At 66.3% G+C, this 20,499-nt stretch carries 20 protein-coding genes and 1 tRNA gene; 12 read left to right on the top strand and 9 right to left on the bottom strand.

Annotated features, from left to right (window positions below):
• Positions 1-11: 11 nt before the first annotated feature.
• The gene (locus C8J43_RS17100) at positions 12-1,091 is read right to left on the bottom strand and encodes an SPOR domain-containing protein (protein ID WP_347812516.1); all 1,080 of its coding nucleotides are present in this window, start codon (positions 1,089-1,091) and stop codon (positions 12-14) included.
• 185 nt (positions 1,092-1,276) lie between these two features.
• Between C8J43_RS17100 and C8J43_RS17095 the strand changes: the two genes are divergently transcribed.
• The 3 genes from C8J43_RS17095 to C8J43_RS17085 are packed head-to-tail and all read left to right on the top strand — an operon-like array spanning position 1,277 to position 3,822.
• On the top strand, positions 1,277-1,981 hold the full coding sequence (locus C8J43_RS17095; protein WP_056048126.1) for a ParA family protein: 705 nt from the start codon (positions 1,277-1,279) through the stop codon (positions 1,979-1,981).
• 4 nt (positions 1,982-1,985) lie between these two features.
• Entirely contained in the window at positions 1,986-2,465 is a 480-nt protein-coding gene (locus C8J43_RS17090; protein WP_121903386.1) for a hypothetical protein, read from the top strand.
• Between the two features lie 16 nt (positions 2,466-2,481).
• The gene (locus C8J43_RS17085; protein ID WP_133031935.1) at positions 2,482-3,822 is read left to right on the top strand and encodes an SPOR domain-containing protein; all 1,341 of its coding nucleotides are present in this window, start codon (positions 2,482-2,484) and stop codon (positions 3,820-3,822) included.
• Between the two features lie 150 nt (positions 3,823-3,972).
• Here the strand turns inward: C8J43_RS17085 and C8J43_RS17080 are convergent, their stop codons facing one another.
• Genes C8J43_RS17080 through C8J43_RS17060 form a run of 5 tightly spaced genes read right to left on the bottom strand, consistent with a single transcriptional unit; the run spans position 3,973 to position 9,367 of the window.
• The gene (locus C8J43_RS17080) at positions 3,973-5,193 is read right to left on the bottom strand and encodes a dihydroorotase (protein ID WP_133031934.1); all 1,221 of its coding nucleotides are present in this window, start codon (positions 5,191-5,193) and stop codon (positions 3,973-3,975) included.
• On the bottom strand, positions 5,190-6,176 hold the full coding sequence (locus tag C8J43_RS17075) for an aspartate carbamoyltransferase catalytic subunit (RefSeq protein ID WP_133031933.1): 987 nt from the start codon (positions 6,174-6,176) through the stop codon (positions 5,190-5,192). The genes C8J43_RS17080 and C8J43_RS17075 overlap by 4 nt, the downstream gene beginning before the upstream one ends.
• Before the next feature lie 41 nt (positions 6,177-6,217).
• Positions 6,218-7,750, bottom strand: a complete 1,533-nt coding sequence (locus C8J43_RS17070) for a hypothetical protein (protein WP_133031932.1) — start codon at positions 7,748-7,750, stop codon at positions 6,218-6,220.
• Positions 7,751-7,796: 46 nt separating this feature from the next.
• Complete coding sequence (gene ruvX / locus C8J43_RS17065; protein WP_060524389.1) at positions 7,797-8,264, bottom strand: Holliday junction resolvase RuvX; 468 nt, start codon at positions 8,262-8,264, stop codon at positions 7,797-7,799.
• On the bottom strand, positions 8,261-9,367 hold the full coding sequence (locus C8J43_RS17060) for a DUF3089 domain-containing protein (protein ID WP_133031931.1): 1,107 nt from the start codon (positions 9,365-9,367) through the stop codon (positions 8,261-8,263). The genes ruvX and C8J43_RS17060 overlap by 4 nt, the downstream gene beginning before the upstream one ends.
• A gap of 253 nt (positions 9,368-9,620) precedes the next feature.
• Between C8J43_RS17060 and gatC the strand changes: the two genes are divergently transcribed.
• From gatC to gatB, 3 genes are read left to right on the top strand one after another with little or no spacing between them, the layout of a single operon-like run.
• Positions 9,621-9,923 carry an Asp-tRNA(Asn)/Glu-tRNA(Gln) amidotransferase subunit GatC gene (gatC, locus tag C8J43_RS17055; RefSeq protein ID WP_133031930.1) on the top strand — a complete coding sequence of 101 codons (303 nt, stop codon included), beginning with the start codon at positions 9,621-9,623 and terminating at the stop codon, positions 9,921-9,923.
• A complete protein-coding gene (gatA, locus tag C8J43_RS17050) occupies positions 9,923-11,407 on the top strand; it encodes an Asp-tRNA(Asn)/Glu-tRNA(Gln) amidotransferase subunit GatA (protein ID WP_133031929.1) in 1,485 nt (494 codons plus the stop codon). Before gatC ends, gatA begins: the two co-directional genes overlap by 1 nt.
• A 1-nt stretch (position 11,408) precedes the next feature.
• Positions 11,409-12,890, top strand: coding sequence for an Asp-tRNA(Asn)/Glu-tRNA(Gln) amidotransferase subunit GatB (gatB, locus tag C8J43_RS17045; protein ID WP_133031928.1), 1,482 nt, complete (start codon positions 11,409-11,411; stop codon positions 12,888-12,890).
• A gap of 320 nt (positions 12,891-13,210) precedes the next feature.
• Here the strand turns inward: gatB and C8J43_RS22395 are convergent, their stop codons facing one another.
• Positions 13,211-14,068, bottom strand: coding sequence for a TIGR02281 family clan AA aspartic protease (locus C8J43_RS22395; RefSeq protein WP_243645644.1), 858 nt, complete (start codon positions 14,066-14,068; stop codon positions 13,211-13,213).
• Between C8J43_RS22395 and C8J43_RS17035 the strand changes: the two genes are divergently transcribed.
• Positions 14,040-14,654: a hypothetical protein gene (locus tag C8J43_RS17035; protein WP_133031927.1), complete on the top strand. Its 615-nt coding sequence runs from the start codon at positions 14,040-14,042 to the stop codon at positions 14,652-14,654. The genes C8J43_RS22395 and C8J43_RS17035 overlap by 29 nt on opposite strands.
• Positions 14,655-14,657: 3 nt before the next feature.
• On the opposite strand, the gene C8J43_RS17030 is transcribed toward C8J43_RS17035, so the two are convergent.
• Both C8J43_RS17030 and C8J43_RS21965 read right to left on the bottom strand, forming a co-directional pair.
• Positions 14,658-14,876, bottom strand: coding sequence for a hypothetical protein (locus C8J43_RS17030; RefSeq protein ID WP_133031926.1), 219 nt, complete (start codon positions 14,874-14,876; stop codon positions 14,658-14,660).
• Between the two features lie 2 nt (positions 14,877-14,878).
• Positions 14,879-15,034: a hypothetical protein gene (locus C8J43_RS21965; RefSeq protein ID WP_165899661.1), complete on the bottom strand. Its 156-nt coding sequence runs from the start codon at positions 15,032-15,034 to the stop codon at positions 14,879-14,881.
• 109 nt (positions 15,035-15,143) lie between these two features.
• Here C8J43_RS21965 and C8J43_RS17025 point away from each other — a divergent pair.
• From C8J43_RS17025 to clpX, 5 genes are all read left to right on the top strand, one after another.
• Positions 15,144-15,228: transfer RNA gene (locus tag C8J43_RS17025), tRNA-Leu, on the top strand.
• Positions 15,229-15,296: 68 nt separating this feature from the next.
• The gene (tig, locus tag C8J43_RS17020; protein WP_133031925.1) at positions 15,297-16,952 is read left to right on the top strand and encodes a trigger factor; all 1,656 of its coding nucleotides are present in this window, start codon (positions 15,297-15,299) and stop codon (positions 16,950-16,952) included.
• A 211-nt stretch (positions 16,953-17,163) separates the two neighbouring features.
• Positions 17,164-18,090, top strand: coding sequence for a glycosyltransferase family 2 protein (locus C8J43_RS17015; protein ID WP_133031924.1), 927 nt, complete (start codon positions 17,164-17,166; stop codon positions 18,088-18,090).
• Positions 18,091-18,302: 212 nt separating this feature from the next.
• Positions 18,303-18,992, top strand: a complete 690-nt coding sequence (locus C8J43_RS17010; RefSeq protein WP_056048165.1) for an ATP-dependent Clp protease proteolytic subunit — start codon at positions 18,303-18,305, stop codon at positions 18,990-18,992.
• Between the two features lie 134 nt (positions 18,993-19,126).
• The gene (gene clpX, locus C8J43_RS17005; protein WP_056048170.1) at positions 19,127-20,392 is read left to right on the top strand and encodes an ATP-dependent Clp protease ATP-binding subunit ClpX; all 1,266 of its coding nucleotides are present in this window, start codon (positions 19,127-19,129) and stop codon (positions 20,390-20,392) included.
• Positions 20,393-20,499 lie beyond the last annotated feature (107 nt).

The raw sequence follows: 20,499 nt of genomic DNA, 5'->3' as shown, positions 1-20,499 counted from the left end.
GCCGTGAAGGTTCAGGGCGCGACGATCACGCAGGGAACACCCGCCGCCGAGCAGGCGCGCGTCGCATCCGCCTTCGATGCGAAGCCGCCGGCCTGCAACCGCGTCACGCTGCCCGCCTCGGCGTAGAACGGCTGGGCGCCGCGAAGCTTGCCACGCACTTGGTTCCACAGCGTTTCCGCGTTGCCCTGATCGCGGAATGCGCCGAGTTGGACCCGCCAGTTTCCGGTCGCGCGAACCACGGCTGGCTTGGGGGCGGCAGATTTGGTCGCGCTCCGCTTTGCAGCTTCCGATTTGGCCACCTCCGCCTTGGACGGCTTTGCGGGCGATGGCGCGGCTACGGGCTCGCGAACCGGAGCAGGCACACGCGCCGGCAACGAACTGGCAGGCAGGTTCGCGGGCCGCGGCATGTCGGCGGGACGCGACGCAGGCACGGTAGCCACGCCGACTGTCGATCGCGGCGGCGTCGAAGGCGGCGACGCCTGCGCCTGCAACGCATAATGCTGCGCCAGCGCGGTGCCCTTTTCGCGGTCCGCCGGCGAGATATACTGGTCCATCTGCGTCAGCGTCTGCGAGGCGGACTGGAGCCCCGATGCCGAAGCGCGGCTCATCAATGCATAGGCGCGCGGATAATCCCGCGTCACGCCGTCGCCGTTGAACAGCATCGTCCCCAGCACGAGCTGCGTCCTGGGTTCGCCGCGCGCCGCCGATTTCTCGAGCCACGGCAACGCATCGGTCTTCTTGCCCGACTGGAACAGCGCCAGACCGTAATTGTCCTCGGCCTGGAGATGCCCCTGCATCGCCGCCTTGCGGAACCAGCTCTCGGCCAGCGTCAGGTCGAGCGGCACGCCGCGACCGAGCTTGTACGCCTGCGCAAGATTGAATTGCGCATCGGCGTCGCCGGCGATCGCGAGCGGACGCCAGACGCCGACCGCGCGTGCGAAATCGCCCTTTGCCCAGGCATCGACCCCTGACTTGACGTCGGCCCCCGCCGGCGCGGCTGCCGACACGCGATCCGCCGTCAGCATGCCCCCCGTCGCCAGCATGCTGCCCAGCACCACAGCACCCCAGAAACGTCCGTGCCCAGCCTTCATCGGTCTACCTCGTGTCAATATCGCACCACCATGCCGCCGTTCGTCCGGCAAGGGAAGGCGGGGCAGGAATTCTGCCCCGATCGCATCCATTATGACTCCTAAATGCACCCATTATGACGTCGCGTTAACCTATTCTTATGCCCGCGCATGGCATTCCCTCGGTCGACAAAAGGGGTTCGGGGACTATGCGCGTTCTAGCGTTCGCATCGCAGAAAGGGGGATCGGGGAAGACGACCTTGACCGGCCATCTCGCGGTCCAGGCCGAGCGTGCCGGACACGGTCCCGTCGTCCTGATCGACATCGATCCGCAAGCGTCGCTGTCCGACTGGTGGAACGAGCGCGTCGCGGACGAGCCCGCCTTCGCGCAGACGACCGTCGCACGCCTCGCCGCCGATCTCGAGATCCTCCGCCAGCAGGGCTTCAAGCTGGCGATGATCGACACCCCGCCGGCGATAACGATGGCGATCCAGAGCGTCATCCAGGTCGCTGAACTGATCGTCGTGCCGACCCGCCCCAGCCCGCACGATCTGCGCGCTGTCGGTGCGACGGTCGACATGTGCGCCCGCGCCGGCAAGCCGCTGATCTTCGTCGTCAATGCCGCCACGCCCAAGGCGCGGATCACCGCCGACGCGACGCTCGCGCTGTCGCAGCATGGCACGGTCGCTCCGGTAGTCATCCACCAGCGCACCGATTTCGCGGCGTCGATGATCGATGGCCGGACGGTCATGGAGGTCGACGCGAAGAGCCGCTCGACCGCCGAGATCGAGGCGCTGTGGACTTATGTCTGCGACCGGCTAGAGAAAAATTTCAGACGCACCGTCTTCGCCGTGCCGGCCGCCGCGGCAATCCGTCCTGCTGCCGGGGGCTTCGGCCGTCGGATCGTCGGGTGACGCGATGACCCAGCCCAAACCGATGGCATCGCTGTCGCCCTCGTTGCTGGCGCGCAAGGGTACCGCGCGGCCGGCCATGCGGCCTCAGGATGTAACTGGCGCGGCACCGGCCGATGTCGGCGAGGATCTCGGCTGGAACGACCTGGGCGAGGGGCCGGACCGCGACGGGATGCCGTCCGTGCTGATCGAACGCGACGCGCTGGCGACCGAACTCGAACAGCGCACGGTCGCCGTGACACCGGTATCGCTTGCCGCCGCATCGCGGATCGGCCGCGAGGCCGCTGCAAAGACCAGAGTTACGAAGGCGGCGTTCACGTTGCGGCTCGATGCCGATCGGCACCTGAAACTCAGGCTGGCGAGCGCCGTCACCAAAACCTCTTCGCAGCAGCTGGTCATCCAGGCGCTAGACGAATTCCTGCGCCGCCTGCCCGAAGTCGATGCGCTCGTCGCGCAATTGCCGCGGGCAAAGCCCCGCAAACGTTAAAACAGGGATTTTCCCGATGAACACGCGTGCACTATTTCTTGGCGGCGTCTCCGCTCTGCTGCTCGGCGGAACGATGGTAGGCTGTGCGGCCAATGGCGGCGGCGTGGCATCGGCCGGCGATCGCAGCGCCGTGCTGGCGGCAAAGGGCGCTGCAAACGGTGCCGCGGGTGACGCGGGCAGGGCGCAGACCGCCTTGGCGAGCCGCAATGGACCGGCTGCGGTTGGCTATGCCGAACACGCGGTGGCGCTGATGCCGCAATCGGCCGCCTATCGGATGCTGCTGGGGCAGAGCTACCTCCAGGCCGGCCGTTTCACCTCTGCGGGCCACGCCTTCGCCGACACGCTTCAGCTGTCGCCCGCCAATGGAAAGGCCGCGCTAAACCTTGCCTTGTCGCAGATCGCGACGGGGGATTGGCAGGCGGCCCGGCGCACGCTGGACAGCAATGCAGCGATCATCCCGGCAAGCGACCGCGGGCTGGCGATGTCGCTGGCCGGCGACACGGCGGGCGGAATCGCGGTCCTCACGGAAGTCGCGCGGTCGCCGCAGACGAGCGCGAAGGTCCGCCAAAATCTCGGGCTGAGCCTCGCGCTGGCGGGGCAATGGCAATCGGCGCGCGTCGTCGCGGCGGCGGACATGGCGCCTGCGGATGTCGATGCGCGGCTTGAGCAATGGGCGACCTTCGCGCAACCCGCCAAGGCCTCGGATCAGGTTGCGAGCCTGCTCGGCGTGCGGGCGGCGGCGGATGGCGGCCAGCCGGTTGCACTGGCGTTGAACACGCCTACGCCAATGCTGCCGGGAGCGCCGGCTGCACCCGAACAGGCTCTTGCGGCGGCCGATCCGGTTGCGGTGGAGGCTCCGGTAGAGGTCGCTGCCGTACCAACCGCCGCGCCTGTCGCGGGTTTCTCGAAGGTGTCGTTCGGGCCACGGCAGGAATTCGTCCAGGCCCTGCCGACGATGATGCTCCGCCCGGCGGGCGGTCCGATCAAGCTCGCCGCAATGCCTGCTCCATCGGGACGCGGCATGGCGAGCGCGGCCTATCAGGTGAAGGCGCCAGCCGCCGGCCATTGGTACGTGCAGTTGGGGGCGTTCGACAGCGCGGGCGTTGCACGGGATGCATGGGGTCGTGCCGCCAAGCGGTTCGCGGTGCTCGCCGGCTACACGCCCAACGGCATGAATTTCAAAGCGGACGGCGAGGATTTCTACCGTTTGTCGGTCGGTGGCTTCAGTCGGTCTGCGGCGGATACGATGTGTCGCCAGTACCGCGCGAAGGGCGGCGCGTGCTTCGTCCGGATGGGCGCGGGCGATGCGATGGCGCAGTGGCTGCGGAAACCGGGGATGCAATTGGCTGCGCGTTAGAGGCGCTGCCCGCAGAGTGCCAACCACCCCGGCGAAGGCCGGGGCCCAACTGGGGAGCGGAGGTAACTCAGGGGCTGCCCTCAGTTACAGCGACCTTTCCAATTGGGCCCCGGCCTTCGCCGGGGTGGTATGGTGGGTGTATACCCAGCCTCACCGAACCTCGCGGCCACCTTTCCACAATCGCAACACCCGGCCCTGTACCGGTAGCCCATCAAATGGCGTATTCCCCGCCTCGGCCTTGAACGCCTCGCCGACGATCTGCCAAGGCGCCAGTTGATCGAACAGCATCAGGTCGGCAGGCTTCCCCATCTCCAGCGTCCCCGTATCGAGCCCCAGCACCCGCGCCGGGTTGCGCGCCAGCAGCGCGAACAGCCGCTCCAGCGTCAGATGCTCGTCGCGCACCAGCATCAGCGCGAGCGGCAGCAGCGTCTCCGCGCCCGCCATGCCGCTGCTCGAATCGGTGAACGGCAGTCGCTTCTCCTCTGGCCCGCGTGGCTCGTGGCCCGAGCACAGCACATCGATCGTTCCGTCCGCGATCGCCGCCAATGCCGCACGCCGGTCGCTGTCCGCGCGAAGTGGCGGCGAGAGCAGCGCAAACGAGCGGAAGTCGCTGACCGCGATCTCCGACAAATGGAGATGCGCGGGCGTGACCCCGCAGGTCACCGACACGCCGCGACGCTTTGCCGCGCGGATCAGGTCGAACCCGGCCGCCGTAGTCACCTGGCGGATGTGGATCCGCGCGCCGGTATCCTCGGCGAGCATCAGGTCGCGTGCGATCGCCAGCGCCTCGGCCACCGCCGGCGCGGCGGGGAGGCCGAGCCGCGTCGCCGTCTCGCCTTCGGTCGCGACTGCGCCGGCGGTGAGGCCACCATCCTCGGCATGCGCGATCACCGTTACGTCGAGATCGCGCGCATAGGCCAGCACGCGCCGCATCACGCCACTATCGGCGATCCAGTGCTTGCCCGTGCCGACCGCCTTCGCGCCCGCCGAGAGACAGATCGCCATCTCGGCAAGATCATGGCCTTCGAGCCCGCGCGTGGCGGCGGCGATCGGGTGAATCCAGAGGTCGGGCTTGCCGATCAGCGCCGCACGCTGGACGATGCCGGGGTCGTCCAGCACGGGCGACTGATCGGGCATCAGGCCGATCCGGACGATCCCACCGGCCCGGAACGCGGCGCGATCGACCTTGGCCACGCCGAGATCGACGATCCCCGGCGCTATGGTCTTGCCAGCGCAATCGATCACTTCGGCATCGGCCGGAATGTCGACGATCCCGGTCGCGACGATCACGCCGTCGCGGACCAGAAGATTGCCCTTCGTCACGCCGCCGACGGGGCAGACGAGCGTGGCGTTGGTGAGTGCGAGGATCATGCCCAACCCTCCACGCCGCGCGCTCTTCGGGTCAGCACGTCGAGGCAGGCCATGCGGACCGCGACCCCCATCTCGACCTGCTCGGTGATCGCCGAGCGGGCGTGATCGGCAACCGCCGAATCGATCTCGACGCCGCGGTTCATCGGGCCGGGGTGCATTACCAGTGCCTCGGGCGCGGCCTTGGCCAGCCGGTCGAGCGTCAGGCCGTAGCGCAGCCGATACTCGCGCGTGGAGGGCACGTAGGCGCCATCCATCCGCTCGTTCTGCAACCGCAGCATCATCACCACGTCCGCACCCTCCAGCGCCTTGTCGAAATCGGTGAACGCGGTGACGCCCATCCGCTCGATCATTGGCGGCATCAGCGTCGACGGCGCGCAAACGCGGACCTCCGCGGCAAGCGCGGTGAGGGCGAGGATGTTCGACCGCGCGACGCGGCTGTGCAGCAGGTCGCCGCAGATCACCACGCGCTGGCCCGCGATCGAGCCTTTTCGCCGCCGGATCGTCAAGGCGTCGAGCAGCGCCTGGGTAGGATGCTCATGCCGCCCATCGCCGGCGTTGAGCACCGGGCAGTCGACCTTGTCCGCGATCAACCGCACCGCGCCGCTCGACATATGCCGGATCACGATCACGTCGGCGCGCATCGCGTTGAGCGTCATCGCGGTGTCGATCAGCGTCTCGCCCTTCTTCACGCTCGACTGCGCGGCGTGCATGTTGACGACATCCGCCCCCAGCCGCTTGCCCGCGATCTCGAACGACAGCAGCGTCCGCGTGCTGTTCTCGAAGAACGCGTTGATCTGGGTGAGCCCCGCCAGCCTCTTGTCGGGCGTGGCGTGCGTGCGGTTGGCATCGACCCACGTCTCCGCCTCGTCGAGCAGGAACGCGATCTCGTGTGGCTGGAGCCCGTCGATGCCGGTGAGATGCCGGTGCGGGAAGACGGCGCCGCCTTCGATGAGGGCGGCGGGGCGGTGATCTGAGGTTCGCATTAAAGCCGCGGGATAGTGGCGCGCGGGGCAGGGGGCAAGGCTCAGATGGGCGTGTGCGCGATCCGGTACAGCGCGCCGCGCTCGCCCGACCATATTCGGTAGAGGTCGGGGTCCTTTGGCCAGGCTGTGCTTGGCGTGTCGATCAGCCAGACGAAGTCGAACGCCGCCCGCGGCATCGTCGCGAGTGCGTGGGGGAGGTCGTATTCCGCGTCGTACCGGCATCCCGCGGGAAACAGCGTCTGGCTGCCGGCATAGACGAAGCCCGCGGCGTCCGGGCGATGCACCGTCAGTTGCGACGACGGCATGTCCCACACGCCGTTGGCGAATGCGTCGCGGCGGACGATCGCCATCAGCCCGAGATGATCCATCCGGTGGCTGCTCCACGTCGACTCGCAGGGGAGCGTGGCGAGCACGAACACGCGGCTGCCACGCGGGATGTGGTCGAGCGCGGCGAGCTGGTCTTGCTGTAGCACCGCGGTGCGTGCCCAGCCGATCGTCTGGACCGTCAGCCGCAGTCCGAGGAACGCCACCGCGGCGATGGCCAGCAGGTTGAGGGTACGCTGCGCCATGCTGGTCGGCGACAGCGACAAGATCGCCAGCGCCAGCGCGCAGGGCAGCACCCGCATGTCGGCGAGCGCGGAGCCCATGATCATGCCGGGCATGATGCAGAATGCCGCGAACACCGCTGCCGCCGCGCAGGCTAGACGTGGTTCCATGCGGAAGCCCATCCCGCGCAGGCCGAACACGACGAGCGCGTAGAGCAGCGCGGCACTGGCGATATCGAACACGGCGTTCTGATCGCGCAGCACGGCGAGGACGAAGAACAGCTTCAGCGATCCGTCGAACCAGTGCGAGATGCCGATCGTCGACGGACCGCCCGGCTGGAGCAGCAGGAGCGCGAGCGGGGCGGCGAGTGGCAGGCAGGCGATGATCGCGCGCCAATAAGGGGCGCCATCGCGTCGCGCGGTCGCGAGCTCGATCGCGAACAGGACGAGGCCGAGCAGCCCCCAGCCGGCGAGGTGCGTGATCCAGATTGCTAAGCCGATCGGCACGAAGACCGCGGCGCGGACGATGCCGCGATCCAGCCGCAACCCCAGACGCAACCAAAGCGCGATCGCGGGGAACACCAGCGCGAGCGACAGGCTGTAGTTGAGGAAGCCGTAGTGGAACGGCATGCCGAACACGAGCGGCAACGCGAACGGCGCGGTCGGGGGGAGGCGACCATGCGCCGCGCGTGCGATCAGCAGCATACCGCCGCCCGTCAGCACCGCGGTCGCGATCATGGTCAGCTTGGTGACGAGGACGATGCCGAACGCCGGACCGAATGCGGCCGCGATCAGGTCGACGCCCAGATTGCCGGAGAGCTGCCAGTGCGTCGCGAACCATTGGTGCAGATACGGTGATGTGCCGATCCGCGCGACGATCGTGTAGCGCGCCAGATGGCCGAAGATGTCGGTCAGCGGCGGGATCGCCGGCCATAGCAGCGGGATCGCGAGCAGCAGGCTGACCAGCGCGCTATAGCGGCGCGTGGCCCACCATGGCTTCGGCCTGTTCTGGTCGGTGGCGTGCGGCATGAGCAGGCCATCGCATGCCATCCGGCAAGGGACGGTTAACGGCGTGCTAAATCTGCGCGGTCACCAGCGCGTCGATCGCGCCTTGGAGGATGTACGCCGCCGCCATCTTGTCGACCAGTTCGGCGCGCTTGGCGCGGCTGGCGTCCTGTTCGATCAGCGTGCGGGTGACCGCGACGGTCGACCAGCGTTCGTCCTGGAGGAGGATCGGCAGGCCCATGTCCTTGAGGTTCTGCGCGAACGCGCGCGTCGATTGCGAGCGCGGGCTCTCGCTGCCGTCGAGGTTGATCGGCAGGCCGATGACGAGGCCGACGACCGCCTGCGCCTTGATGATCTCGGCAAGTGCGGCCTTGTCCTTCTGGAATTTCGTGCGGCGGATCAGCAGGGCAGGGCTCGCGAACGACCAGCCAGCGTCGCAGAGCGCGGTGCCGATCGTCTTGGTGCCGACGTCGAGGCCGATCAGCCGGCCGCCGTTCGGGAGCGCATCGCGGAACTGCGCGGCGGAGAGCGTGATCATTGGAAGGCCTTCAGGCGGCGGTTGGCGTCGGCGCGGATGTTCGCCCAGAACAGGCTGTAGTCGTAGACGTGGTAGTTGTTGCCGGGGAGCACGTACGGCCCGAGGTTCGGGCCCTCGCCGATCAGCAGGAATCCGCGGTCGGCACAGCGTGCGGGGACGCTGCCGGCAGTGATCGTCGCGGTCTTCAGGTCCGCGGACGGGACGAGCGTGCCGAGGTTGGCGGTGGCGGGCGCGGCGGTGTACGGCATCCCGGTCAGCGGGTTGGTGCACACCATCGGCGTGCCTCTGCGCGGCTGGCCGTTGAAGCCTGTGGTCTGGTCGTACGCGTCGACGATCAGCGAGGGATCGGCGGGTTCGGCAAAGCTTTCCCACGACAGGATGCAGCCGGTCTGGTCGGCGGCGCGGCATTCGGGGAGGCCCATGCGCGGCAGGTCGGTCGCGCGCGAGACGGGCCAGCCGACGACATAGGCTGCGACGATCCGTGCCTTCAGCTTGGGGTCGGTGGCGATCCGGTCGCGGAGCAGGCGGGTGAGGTGCAATGCGCCCTGGCTATGCCCGGCGAGGATGATCGGGCGCTTCGGGCCGGCCTCCTTGAGGAACCGGTCGAAGGCGGCTGAGACGTCGCCATAGGCGAGTGCGAGCGCGCGTTCGCTGTCCGCGACGCTGGTCAGGAATGCACCAAACGTCGCCTGGCGATACCGCGGCGCCCAGAGGTCGCCGGCTTCGTTGAACGCGCTCGCCTGACCGCGCAAGAACAGTTCTGCCCGTGCATTGGTCTCGGGGTCGTCGATCGGCGCGTTCCAATGGTCGCGGTTGATGTACGAGGTCGGGTGGATGAAGAAGATCGCCGCGCCCGTGCCGGGCTTGCCGGACGTGTAGCCAGGCGGCGTCCAGAGCGCGGGATTGCCGGGCGCATCGGGACGCGCGAGCCACATGATCTTTCGCGCGTAGATGTTGCGCGGGGCTTCGCGTTGCGCCTGGAACGTCTCGCTGGGGACCATCACCGCGCGCATCAACTGCGTGCCGAACAGGCGGTAGGCGAGCAGCGCGGCGATCGCGAGGACGATCATCGCGGCGACGAAATAAAGAAACTTGCGGGCCAAGCGGGACCTTCCGTGCAGGCGGTCCCGCTCCCGTGCCGGAAGCTGGGGAAGGTTGCAACGGGCTCCCTAACGATCCTCCCCCGCCAGGGGGAGGTGGCGCGAAGCGACGGAGGGGGAGGACACGGAGCATCCGTTACACCTTGCCTCCCCCTCCGTCTGGCAAGTGCCAGCCACCTCCCCCTGGCGGGGGAGGATTCGACGATGGGCGGGAAACATATTGCGCCCCCGCCGCGCCGGGTGCTAGCCGCAGCCCATGTCCGTAGATACTGCAACCGTGAAGCGGATCGCGAGCCTTGCGCGCATCGCGATCACCGACGAGGACGCCGCCCGCATGGCGCCGGAACTCGGAAACATCCTCCACTGGATCGAGATGCTCGAAGAGGTCGACACGACCGGTATCGAGCCGATGACCGCCGTCATCCCCAACACGCTGCGGCTGCGCGACGACGTCGTCAACGCCGACCCGCTGACCGGCGGCGGCATCCGCGAGCAGGTTCTCGCCAACGCGCCCGTGGCCGAACACGGGTTCTTCGCCGTGCCGAAGGTGATCGAATAATGACCGACCTTACAGATCTCGGTATCGCAGGGATCCGCGACGGCGTCCGCGATGGCAGCTTCAAGGCGCGCGAAGTCGCCGATGCGTTCATCGTAAAGGTGAGCCAGGCCAAGGCGTTGAACGCGTTTCTTGTCGAGACGCCAGACCACGCGATCGCCGCCGCCACTGCTGCCGATACCGCGCGCGAAGCCGGCGAGACGCTCAAGCCGCTGGCCGGCGTGCCGATCGGCATGAAGGACCTGTTCTGCACCAAGGGCGTCACGACGACCGCGGCGAGCCACATCCTCGAAGGCTTCACGCCGACCTATGAGTCGACCGTCTCGCAGAATTTGTGGGACGCGGGCGCGGGGATGCTCGGCAAGCTGAACATGGACCAGTTCGCGATGGGCTCGTCGAACGAGACGTCCGCATTCGGCAACGTGATCTCGCCGTGGAAGCGCAACGATGGCGGCAATGCGTCGCTGGCACCAGGCGGCTCGTCGGGTGGCTCGTCGTCGGCGGTCGCCGCACGGCTCTGCCCCGGCGCGACCGGCACCGACACCGGCGGCTCGATCCGCCAGCCCGCCGCCTTCACCGGCATCAGCGGCATCAAGCCGACCTATGGCCGCTGCTCGCGCTGGGGGACGATTGCGTTCGCCTCGTCGCTCGACCAGGCGGGGCCGATGGCACGCGACGTCAAGGACTGCGCGATCCTGCTCGAGGCGATGGCCGGGTTCGATGCCAAGGACGGCACCTCTTTGCAGCTCGACGTGCCGAAGTGGGAAGCGGGTTTGTCGGGCAATCTCAATGGCCTGCGCGTCGGTATTCCCAAGGAATATCGCGTCGACGGGATGCCCGAGGAGATCGAGGCGCTCTGGCAGCAGGGCATCGCCTGGCTCAAGGACGCTGGTGCGACGATCGTCGAGGTCTCGCTCCCACACACCAAATACGCGCTGCCGGCCTATTACATCATCGCGCCCGCTGAGGCCTCGTCGAACCTCGCGCGCTATGACGGCGTCCGCTACGGGATCCGCGACCTGCCGACCGGTGCCGGCTTGCAGGACATGTACGCCGCGACGCGTGCGGATGGCTTCGGCCCCGAGGTGAAGCGCCGCATCATGATCGGCACCTACGTGCTGTCGGCCGGCTTCTACGACGCGTATTACACGCAGGCGCAGAAGGTCCGGACGCTGATCGCGCGCGATTTCGAGCGGGCTTGGGAGACGTGCGACGTGCTGCTGACGCCGACCGCACCGTCGGCGGCGTTCGCGCTCGGCGAGAAGTCGGCCGATCCGATCGCGATGTACCTGAACGATGTCTTCACCGTGCCGTCGTCGCTCGCTGGCCTGCCGGCGATGTCGGTGCCGGGCGGTCTCGACAAGCAGGGTCTGCCGCTCGGGCTGCAGATCATCGGCAAGCCGCTCGACGAGCAAGGCGTGCTGAACGCAGGGCTCGCAATCGAACAGCGAGCAGGATTTACCGCGCGACCAGAGGCTTGGTGGTAACATGAGCGACTATCGTATCCAGGGCGAAACTGGCGAGTGGGAGGTCGTGGTCGGCCTCGAAGTGCACGCGCAGGTGACGTCGAACGCCAAGCTCTTCTCGGGTGCGGCAACCGCGTTCGGCGCGGAGCCCAACACGCAGGTGTCGCTGGTCGACGCGGCGATGCCGGGCATGCTGCCGGTGCCGAACCGCGAGTGCATCCGCCAGGCGGTCCGCACCGGCATGGCGATCGAGGCGCAGATCAACAAATGGTCGCGGTTCGATCGTAAGAATTACTTCTACGCCGATCTGCCGCAGGGCTATCAGATCAGCCAGCTCTATCATCCGATCGTCGGTGAAGGCGCGATCGACATCAGCCTCGACGAGAAGAACCCCGATGCCGCGGGCAAGCGGATCGGCGTCGAGCGCATCCATGTCGAGCAGGATGCCGGCAAGCTGATGCACGACCAGCATCCGACCCAGTCGTACGTCGATCTCAACCGGTCGGGCGTCGCGCTGATGGAGATCGTGTCGAAGCCGGATCTGGCATCGCCTGCGGAAACAGGGGCTTACTTGCGGAAGTTGCGATCGATCCTGCGCTATGTCGGGTCGTGCGACGGCAACATGGAAGAGGGCTCGATGCGCGCCGACGTCAACGTCAGCGTGCGCAAGCCCGGCGACGAGCTGGGCACGCGGACCGAGACGAAGAACGTCAATTCGGTGCGCTTCGTGATGGCGGTGGTCGAGCAGGAGGCGAGGCGTCAGGTCGAGGTGCTCGAAGCCGGCGGCAAGATTCAGCAGGAAACGCGGCTCTACGATCCCGATCGCAACGAGACGCGCTCGATGCGGTCGAAGGAAGATGCGCATGATTACCGCTACTTCCCGGATCCCGACCTGTTGCCGCTGGTGCTCGACGACGCGTTCCTGGCCGAGTGCCGGGCTTCGCTGCCCGAGCTGCCGGACGCGAAGCGCGCGCGGTACGAGGCGCTCGGGATTGCACCGTATCAGGCGACGGTACTGACCGCCGAGGTCGAGGCTGCACGCTGGTTCGATGCGTTGCTCGACGCGGGCGTGAAGCCGGCGGCGGCGGCGAACTGGACGACCTCGGAGTTGTTCGGCGCGCTGAACCGCACGGGCAAGGACATCGAGAACTCGCCGGTGTCGCCGGCGCAGGCGGCGGAACTGCTGGGGCTGATCGCGGATGGCACGCTGTCGGGTAGTCTCGCCAAGCAGGTGTTCGAGGTGATGCTCGAGACTGGCGACGGCGCGGCGAAGGTCGTCGAGGATCGTGGGTTGAAGCAGACCAGCGATACCGGGGCTATCGAGGCTGTGATCGCTGACGTGATGGCGGCGAACGCTGACAAGGTTGCGGATTACCGGGGCGGTAAGGACAAGCTGTTCGGGTTCTTTGTGGGCCAGACGATGAAGGCGATGGGGGGGAAGGCTAACCCTGCTGTCGTGAACGAGGTTCTGAAGGGGATGCTTGGGGAGTCGGTGGCTTCGTAAAGCTACCAACTTCCTCGCTCGCTCGCTCTCCCGCACCTGCTGGTCTCCCGCCCTTTCCGTTCTCCCGCGAAGGCGGGAGTCCAGGGTAACGGAACGCAACGCTGCTTGATTCCTGGGCCCCCGCGTTCGCGAGGGAACAGGAAAAGTATAGTTCGCCCGCCCTCAACAGGCACCACCCCGGCGAAGGCCGGGGCCCAGTTGGGGGACGTTGCTGACTGAGCGCGGCGCTTCGTTACTGCGATCTTTCCAACTGGGCCCCGGCCTTCGCCGGGGTAGCGGTAGTTGGGTGGGGTTGGGGAGAAACCGAGAGCGGAGAAGCCTTACCCATCCACCTTCTGCGGATGATGCGGCACTAGGATCAGCGTGTTATCCTCCACCCGCCACGAGGCAAGCCGCGAAAGGAAGTTCATCCCCAGCACGTTCGTCTCGCCAAACGCCGGCGACACCACCACCTGCAAGTCCCGCGCGACGATCGCGCCTAGCCGCAAATTGGCGATCTTGCCTGTCTTCGCCGCGATAGACCCATTGGCGGTCTGCAACACGATCGGCACAACCCCAACGCTCGCGTCGATTCCCGCAGCGTCTGCCGTCTGCTCTGAAATCGCGGTAATCGTCGCCCCGCTATCGATCAGCAGTCGACGACTGACCCCGTCGATCGTCGCCCGCGCCCAGAAATGGCCATCCGGCGACATCCGGATACGGACCTCGCCGCCGACCACCTGCTGGTCCTCGATCTTCAGGAACCGCGCGATCTTGCCGACATACGGGTCGAACTGGCGCCGTTGGTCGACCGCGACGAACAGCAAGCCGACCAGCACGAGCGTCATGCCGATATTCACCAGCGTCCGCACGATCGGAATGCGCTGCGCGACGACGAGCACGACGACGGCGATGCCGAGCGCGACATACAGCGTGTGCAGTTGGCTGGAGTTGGGCAGCGTGAAGATCGACGGGTCCTGAAACAGAGGTGAATGCAGTATCTTAGCGTAGTCGCGGCAACCTGTATCGGTGCTGACCGACGCGCGGGCGGACGACGCGCGAAAAAGGACCGATCCGAAACCGGCCGGATTGCCGTTCCCACGGATTGCGCGTGTAAGTCGAACGCGCTTCACTGAGACGGGGAGGCGGCAGATGGCGACCAGATGGACAATGACGGTCGCGATCCTGACGCTCGTCATCGGTCAGCCGTCGGCTGCATCAAGCCAGTCCAGCGGCGAGCGGCGGCTCGCGGCGATGACGCCGGCGCAGTTCCAGGCCCGAACAACGCTTCAGGACGACGCTTTAGACACTGTTGCGACGATCACCACGGCGAACGGATTCGTCGAACGAAAGCCGCTGCTGGGGCCCGCGCTCGATGACGTCTTTCTTCGAGCTTTTATCGACAAGACGACGGGCCGTACCGCGTATCAGGCGTATGTCAGGATACGGTATCGCGACTATGGCTGGGCGAATTGGAATACGGCCAATTATGCAACGCCCGCGGGACCGCGCGCGGTCGCGGCGCAACGGATTGCGCGCGTCAGGGCATCATGTTCGAGGGGCTTTGCCTGCTTGAGGTCCGAGACCGTCGGGTTTGCGATCGCCGCGCCACTATTGAATGCTAATGCCAAACTGTATGTGGGTGAGGGAACACCGTCATGGCCATTCAAGATATCGGCGCAAAACGGCGGTGAACGCTCGTTCCTGTTCTCGATGGCGGAAATCTCAGGCCTGTTGATGGCGGTCGATGCGTATCGCACCTACCACCATCTGCCGACCTCTTAACGCTTACTGCGCGTCGTCGTCCTGGTTCTTCACGACGCCACCGGTCCCACCGACGCCATCATGCAGGCCGCTGTCGGTGAACGTCTCGGGTTCGTCGCCGCCTTCGCCGCGCTCGACCGCGTCGGAGCGCGACTCCACCGCCTGTTCGATGTCGCTGCGGGTGTCGTCGTCACGATCCTCGGGGAGCGTTTCGGGGTTCGTGCCGGAATGCGGATTACTCATGCTCAAAACTCCGGCTGGACGGGTGCGGGATCGTTCGACGGTGTGCCCGGTGCTGGCACGTCGATGTCGGGTGCTGGCGGATTGAACTCGGGCGGCGGCGCGGTCGGCTCGACGGGCGATGACGGCGTCGGAAATTCTGCCGGGGGTTGAGTAGCCATGATGTCTCTCCTTCTGGGTGTTCAACGCCTGTAATCATCGGGAGTTGCCTATCTGCTTGCCCCGGCATGCAACGTTGGTATAGACGCGCCCGCTACGGCGATGTCCTGTGCGGGCGTGGCGGAACTGGTAGACGCGCTTGGTTTAGGTCCAAGTATCGCAAGATGTGGGGGTTCGAGTCCCTTCGCCCGCACCAGCCCGCCGCGCAGGCGAGGCGACCGCCCGAAGAATTATCCTGAATGCTCTTTTAGACAAAGGCCGGACATGCAGACTGTCGAGACGTTGAACGAGGGCCTCAAGCGCGCCTTTACGCTCACCATCACCGCGAAGGATATCGATGCCAAGGTCGATGTCGAGCTGAAGCGCCTCGCGCCGCAGATGAAGATGCCGGGCTTCCGTCCGGGCAAGGTGCCGGCGAACCTCATCCGCAAGATGCACGGCCCGGCGCTGACGCAGGACGCGCTGAACGCGGCGATCCAGGAGAGCGTCCAGACGCTCGTCGCCGAGAAGCAGCTTCGCCCTGCGATGCAGCCTTCGGTCGAGCTCGAAGACGGCTATGACCTCGGCAAGGACGCCGTGGTCAAGGTCGAGATGGAGGTCCTCCCGCAGGTTCCCGCACCTGCGATCGACGGCATCAAGCTCGAGCGCCTGACCGTGCCCGTCGCCGACGACGCGGTCACCGAGCAGCTCCAGAAGTTCGCCGACCAGCAGAAGAAGTGGGACGACGCAGCCGACGATTACGCCGCGGCGATGGGCGATCTCGTCACCGTCGATTTCGTCGGCAAGACCGCCGACGGCGTCGCGTTCGACGGCGGCACCGGCACCGACATGGGCGTCGAGCTCGGTTCGGGTCGTCTCATCCCCGGCTTCGAGGATCAGCTCGTCGGCGTGAAGACCGGCGACGACAAGGTCCTGAACGTGACCTTCCCCGAGGAGTATCAGGAGAAGTCGCTCGCGGGCCAGCCGGCGACGTTCGACATCACCGTCAAGTCTGTGAAGACCGCGGGCGAGAGCAAGATTGACGAGGATCTGGCGAAGTCGCTCGGTCTCGAGAGCCTCGAGCAGCTCACGGGGCTGTTGAAGGGTCAGATAGAGCAGGAGCATAACGGTCTCACGCGCACGCACATGAAGCGCAAGCTGCTCGACCAGCTCGCCGAGGGTCACGACTTCGAAGTGCCGCCGTCGATGGTCGAAGCCGAGTTCAACCAGATCTGGTCGCAGCTCCAGCACGAAGCCACGCACGAGGCCGATCCGGAGGCCGCGATGGCCGAGATGGAAGGCGAGCGCGACGATTACCGCAAGATCGCCGAGCGGCGCGTGCGCCTTGGCCTGCTCCTGTCCGAGATCGGCCAGGCGAACGGCGTCGAGGTTTCGAACCAGGAAATGCAGCGTCTGCTCGCCCAGGCCGCGCAGCAGTATCCGGCCGAGCAGCGCCAGCAGTTCATGCAGTACGTCCAGCAGGAGCCGATGGCCGCTGCCCAGCTGCGCGCGCCGCTGTACGAGGACAAGGTCGTCGACTTCCTGTTCGAGAAGGCCGAGATCACCGACCGCGAAGCCACGCGCGAGGAGCTCGAGGCCGCGATCGAGAGCGAGGACGGTTTCGCCAGCGGCACGCACACGCATGATCACGACAACCACAAGCCGAAGAAGAAGGCCGCAGCCAAGAAGGCCAAGCCAGCGTCGGACGAGACTGCTTCGGATGACGCCGTGACGGGCGAGGCACCTGCTTCGGACGCGACGGAAGAGGCCAAGCCTGCGAAGAAGGCGCCTGCCAAGAAGAAGGCGGCTCCTGTCGAAGCGGAGACCGCCGTGACGGAGTCGTCGCCGGTTGCTGCCGAGAACGCAGAGGGCACCGAAGCTGCCGACGCACCGGCGAAGAAGCCGCGCGCGAAGAAGGCTCCGACCAAGACCGAGGCGTAACGCAAGTGTGAGCGCCTCAGTAAGTGAGGCGCTCCACCCAACCGGGTCACCTCCCCGGCGTAGGCCGGGGTCCAATTGGAAAGGTAGCTGTAACGATGCGCGATGCTTCGTTATGGACCTGTCCCGATTGGGCCCCGGCCTCCGCCGGGGAAGTGCATTTTAGGGTTGTTCGGTGACTGAAATACCGTCTTCAACTCCGCAAGGGCAGGGCATGACCGAACCGAGAATCGCCGTCCTGCTCCCGTGCTACAACGAAGAAGCGGCGATCGCGCAGACGATCGCCGGGTTCCGCGATGCGCTGCCCGGTGCCACCATCTATGTCTACGACAACAACAGCGCCGATCGCACGATCGAGGTCGCGCGCGCCGCGGGCGCGGTCGTCCGCACCGAACGCATCCAGGGCAAGGGCGCGGTCGTCCGCCGCATGTTCGCTGACATCGACGCCGACATCTACGTCATGGCCGACGGCGACGCGACCTACGACGCCGCCTCCGCCCCGAATCTGGTAAAGCGCGTCCTCGACGAGCAACTCGACATGGTCGTCGGCTCGCGCATCAGCCAGGTCCAGGAAAGCTACCGCCGCGGACACCGCTTCGGCAACGCGCTGCTGACCGGCATGCTCGCCCGCCTGTTCGGTCGCAGCTTCACCGACATCCTCTCGGGCTACCGCGTCTTCTCGCGCCGGTTCGTGAAGAGCTTCCCGTCGCTGTCGGCCGGGTTCGAGATCGAGACGGAGATCAGCGTCCACGCGCTCGAACTCAAGATGCCGATCGGCGAGGTCGAAACGCCTTATTACGCGCGCCCCGAAGGCTCCGAATCGAAGCTCAGCACCTATGGCGACGGCTGGCGCATCCTCCGCACGATCATGACGCTCTACCGGATCGAGCGTCCGCTCTGGTTTTTCGGCGCGATCGGCAGCGTGTTCGGCCTGCTCGCACTGATCCTCGGCATCCCGCTGGTGCTCACCTACATCGAGATCCATCAGGTCCCACGCTTCCCGACCGCGATCCTGATCACCGGCCTCGGCATCTTCGCCGCGCTCAACGTCTTCACCGGCCTGATCCTCGACACGGTCGTCCGCGGCCGCCGCGAAGTCCGCCGCCTGGCCTACCTGGCCTACCCCGCCCCGGGCATCTGACTCCCTCGCCCCTCCGGGGAGAGGGAAGGAGGAGCCACTTGGCGACGGGAGGGTGAGGGGCGGTTGGTGCGCGCCAACATCCCCTCACCCTCCCACCCGCAAGCGCGGGCGGGCCCCTCCCTCTCCCCGGAGGGGCGAGGGCTTAGCAGGGCTTGAACTCCCCTCCCGGACCGCCGATGTTAGCGGTTCACTGGGGCATAAGAGAGATTTCCATGCACAATCCGTTCGAGACCGGCGATTTCGCGAGCCCGTTGGCCAGCGCCGGGCTCGGCCTGCAGCAGACGCAAGCAGGCCTGGTTCCCATCGTCATCGAGCAGTCGAACCGCGGCGAGCGTTCGTTCGACATCTTCTCGCGCCTGCTCCGCGAGCGCATCATCTTCGTAACCGGCGGCGTCGAGGACGGCATGGCCTCGCTGATCACCGCGCAGCTGCTCTTCCTCGAGTCCGAGAACCCGAAGAAGGACATCTTCATGTACATCAACTCGCCGGGCGGTGTCGTCACGGCGGGCATGGCGATCCACGACACGATGCGGTACATCCGCCCGCGCGTCGGCACCGTCTGCATCGGTCAGGCCGCGTCGATGGGCAGCTTCCTGCTCGCGAGCGGCGAGCCCGGCATGCGCGTCGCGATGACCAACGCGCGCATCATGATCCATCAGCCATCGGGTGGTGCACAGGGCATGGCCAGCGACATCGAGATCCAGGCCCGCGAGATCCTGCGCATCCGCAAGCGCATGAACGAACTGTATTCGCAGTATACCGGACAGCCGATCGAAGAGATCGAGCGCCGGATGGACCGCGATACGTTCCTCGAAGCGAACGAAGCGAAGGATTTCGGTCTGATCGACGAGGTGTTCGACAAGCGTCCGGCGGTATCCGAGGATGCCCCGAAGCCTGCCTGATACCCGCCTGAACGACACTGGCATGGGGTGAATCGTAAACCCCGCCGGTTTATTTGATTGTAGGAACTCCGGGGTGCGTTACGGTAGCGGCCCCGGAAACGGCACGTGCACCGACATGCGCGAGAGGTGATTGAATGACGAAGCTGAGCGGTGGCGACTCGAAGAGCACCCTCTATTGCTCGTTCTGCGGGAAGTCGCAGCACGAGGTCCGCAAGTTGATCGCCGGGCCGACGGTCTTCATCTGCGACGAGTGCGTCGAGCTATGCAACGACATCATCCGTGAGGAGACGAAGTCGGCGCTGGTGTCCAAGAAGGACGGCGGCGTGCCGACTCCGCAGGAGATCTGCGACGTCCTCGACGATTACGTGATCGGCCAGAAGCGCGCCAAGCGCGTCCTGTCGGTGGCGGTGCACAATCACTACAAGCGGCTCAACCACGGCGCCAAGGGTGCCGATGTCGAGCTGTCCAAGTCGAACATCCTGCTCGTCGGGCCGACCGGGTGCGGCAAGACGCTGCTCGCGCAGACGCTCGCCCGCATCCTCGACGTGCCGTTCACGATGGCCGATGCGACGACACTCACCGAGGCGGGTTACGTCGGCGAGGATGTCGAGAACATCATCCTCAAGCTGCTCCAGGCGTCCGACTACAACGTCGAGCGGGCGCAGCGCGGGATCGTCTACATCGACGAGATCGACAAGATTTCGCGCAAGGCCGAGAACCCCTCGATCACGCGCGACGTGTCGGGCGAGGGCGTGCAGCAGGCGTTGCTCAAGCTGATGGAAGGCACCACCGCGTCGGTGCCGCCGCAGGGTGGGCGCAAGCATCCGCAGCAGGAATTCCTGCAGGTGGATACGACCAACATCCTGTTCATCTGCGGCGGTGCGTTCTCGGGTCTCGAGAAGATCATCGGCGATCGCCTCCAGGGTAAGTCGATCGGTTTCGGCGCGTATGTCGCCGGGCCGGACGAGCGCAAGACGGGCGAGACGCTGAAGTCGGTTGAGCCTGAGGATCTGTTGAAGTTCGGGCTTATCCCCGAGTTCGTCGGCCGTCTGCCGGTAATTGCGACGCTCGAGGATCTCGACGTCGACGCGCTGGTGAAGATCCTGAAGGAACCGAAGAACGCGCTGGTGAAGCAGTACCAGAAGCTGTTCGAGATGGAGGACGTCGCGCTCGGCTTCACCGACGACGCGCTGGTCTCGGTCGCCAAGAAGGGCATCGAACGCAAGACCGGCGCGCGCGGGCTTCGCTCGATCCTGGAGAGCATCCTGCTCGACACGATGTTTGACCTGCCCGGGATGGACGGTGTCGACGAGGTGATGATCGACAAGGACGTGATCGAAGGCCGCAAGGAACCGATCCGCGTCTATGCGGAGAAGAAGAAAACTGGCGACGCTGCTTAAGCGGAACTGGTTTAAGATACGGAGAGGGGCGTCGAGTGATCGGCGCCCTTTTTTGTTTGCTGAGATATTGCGGTCCACTCTTCTGTAGTTCCCCCGCGAAAGCGGGG

Source organism: Sphingomonas sp. PP-CE-1G-424 (genome assembly GCF_004341085.1).
GTDB lineage: Bacteria > Pseudomonadota > Alphaproteobacteria > Sphingomonadales > Sphingomonadaceae > Sphingomonas.
This window is presented reverse-complemented; position numbering and strand designations above follow the sequence as displayed.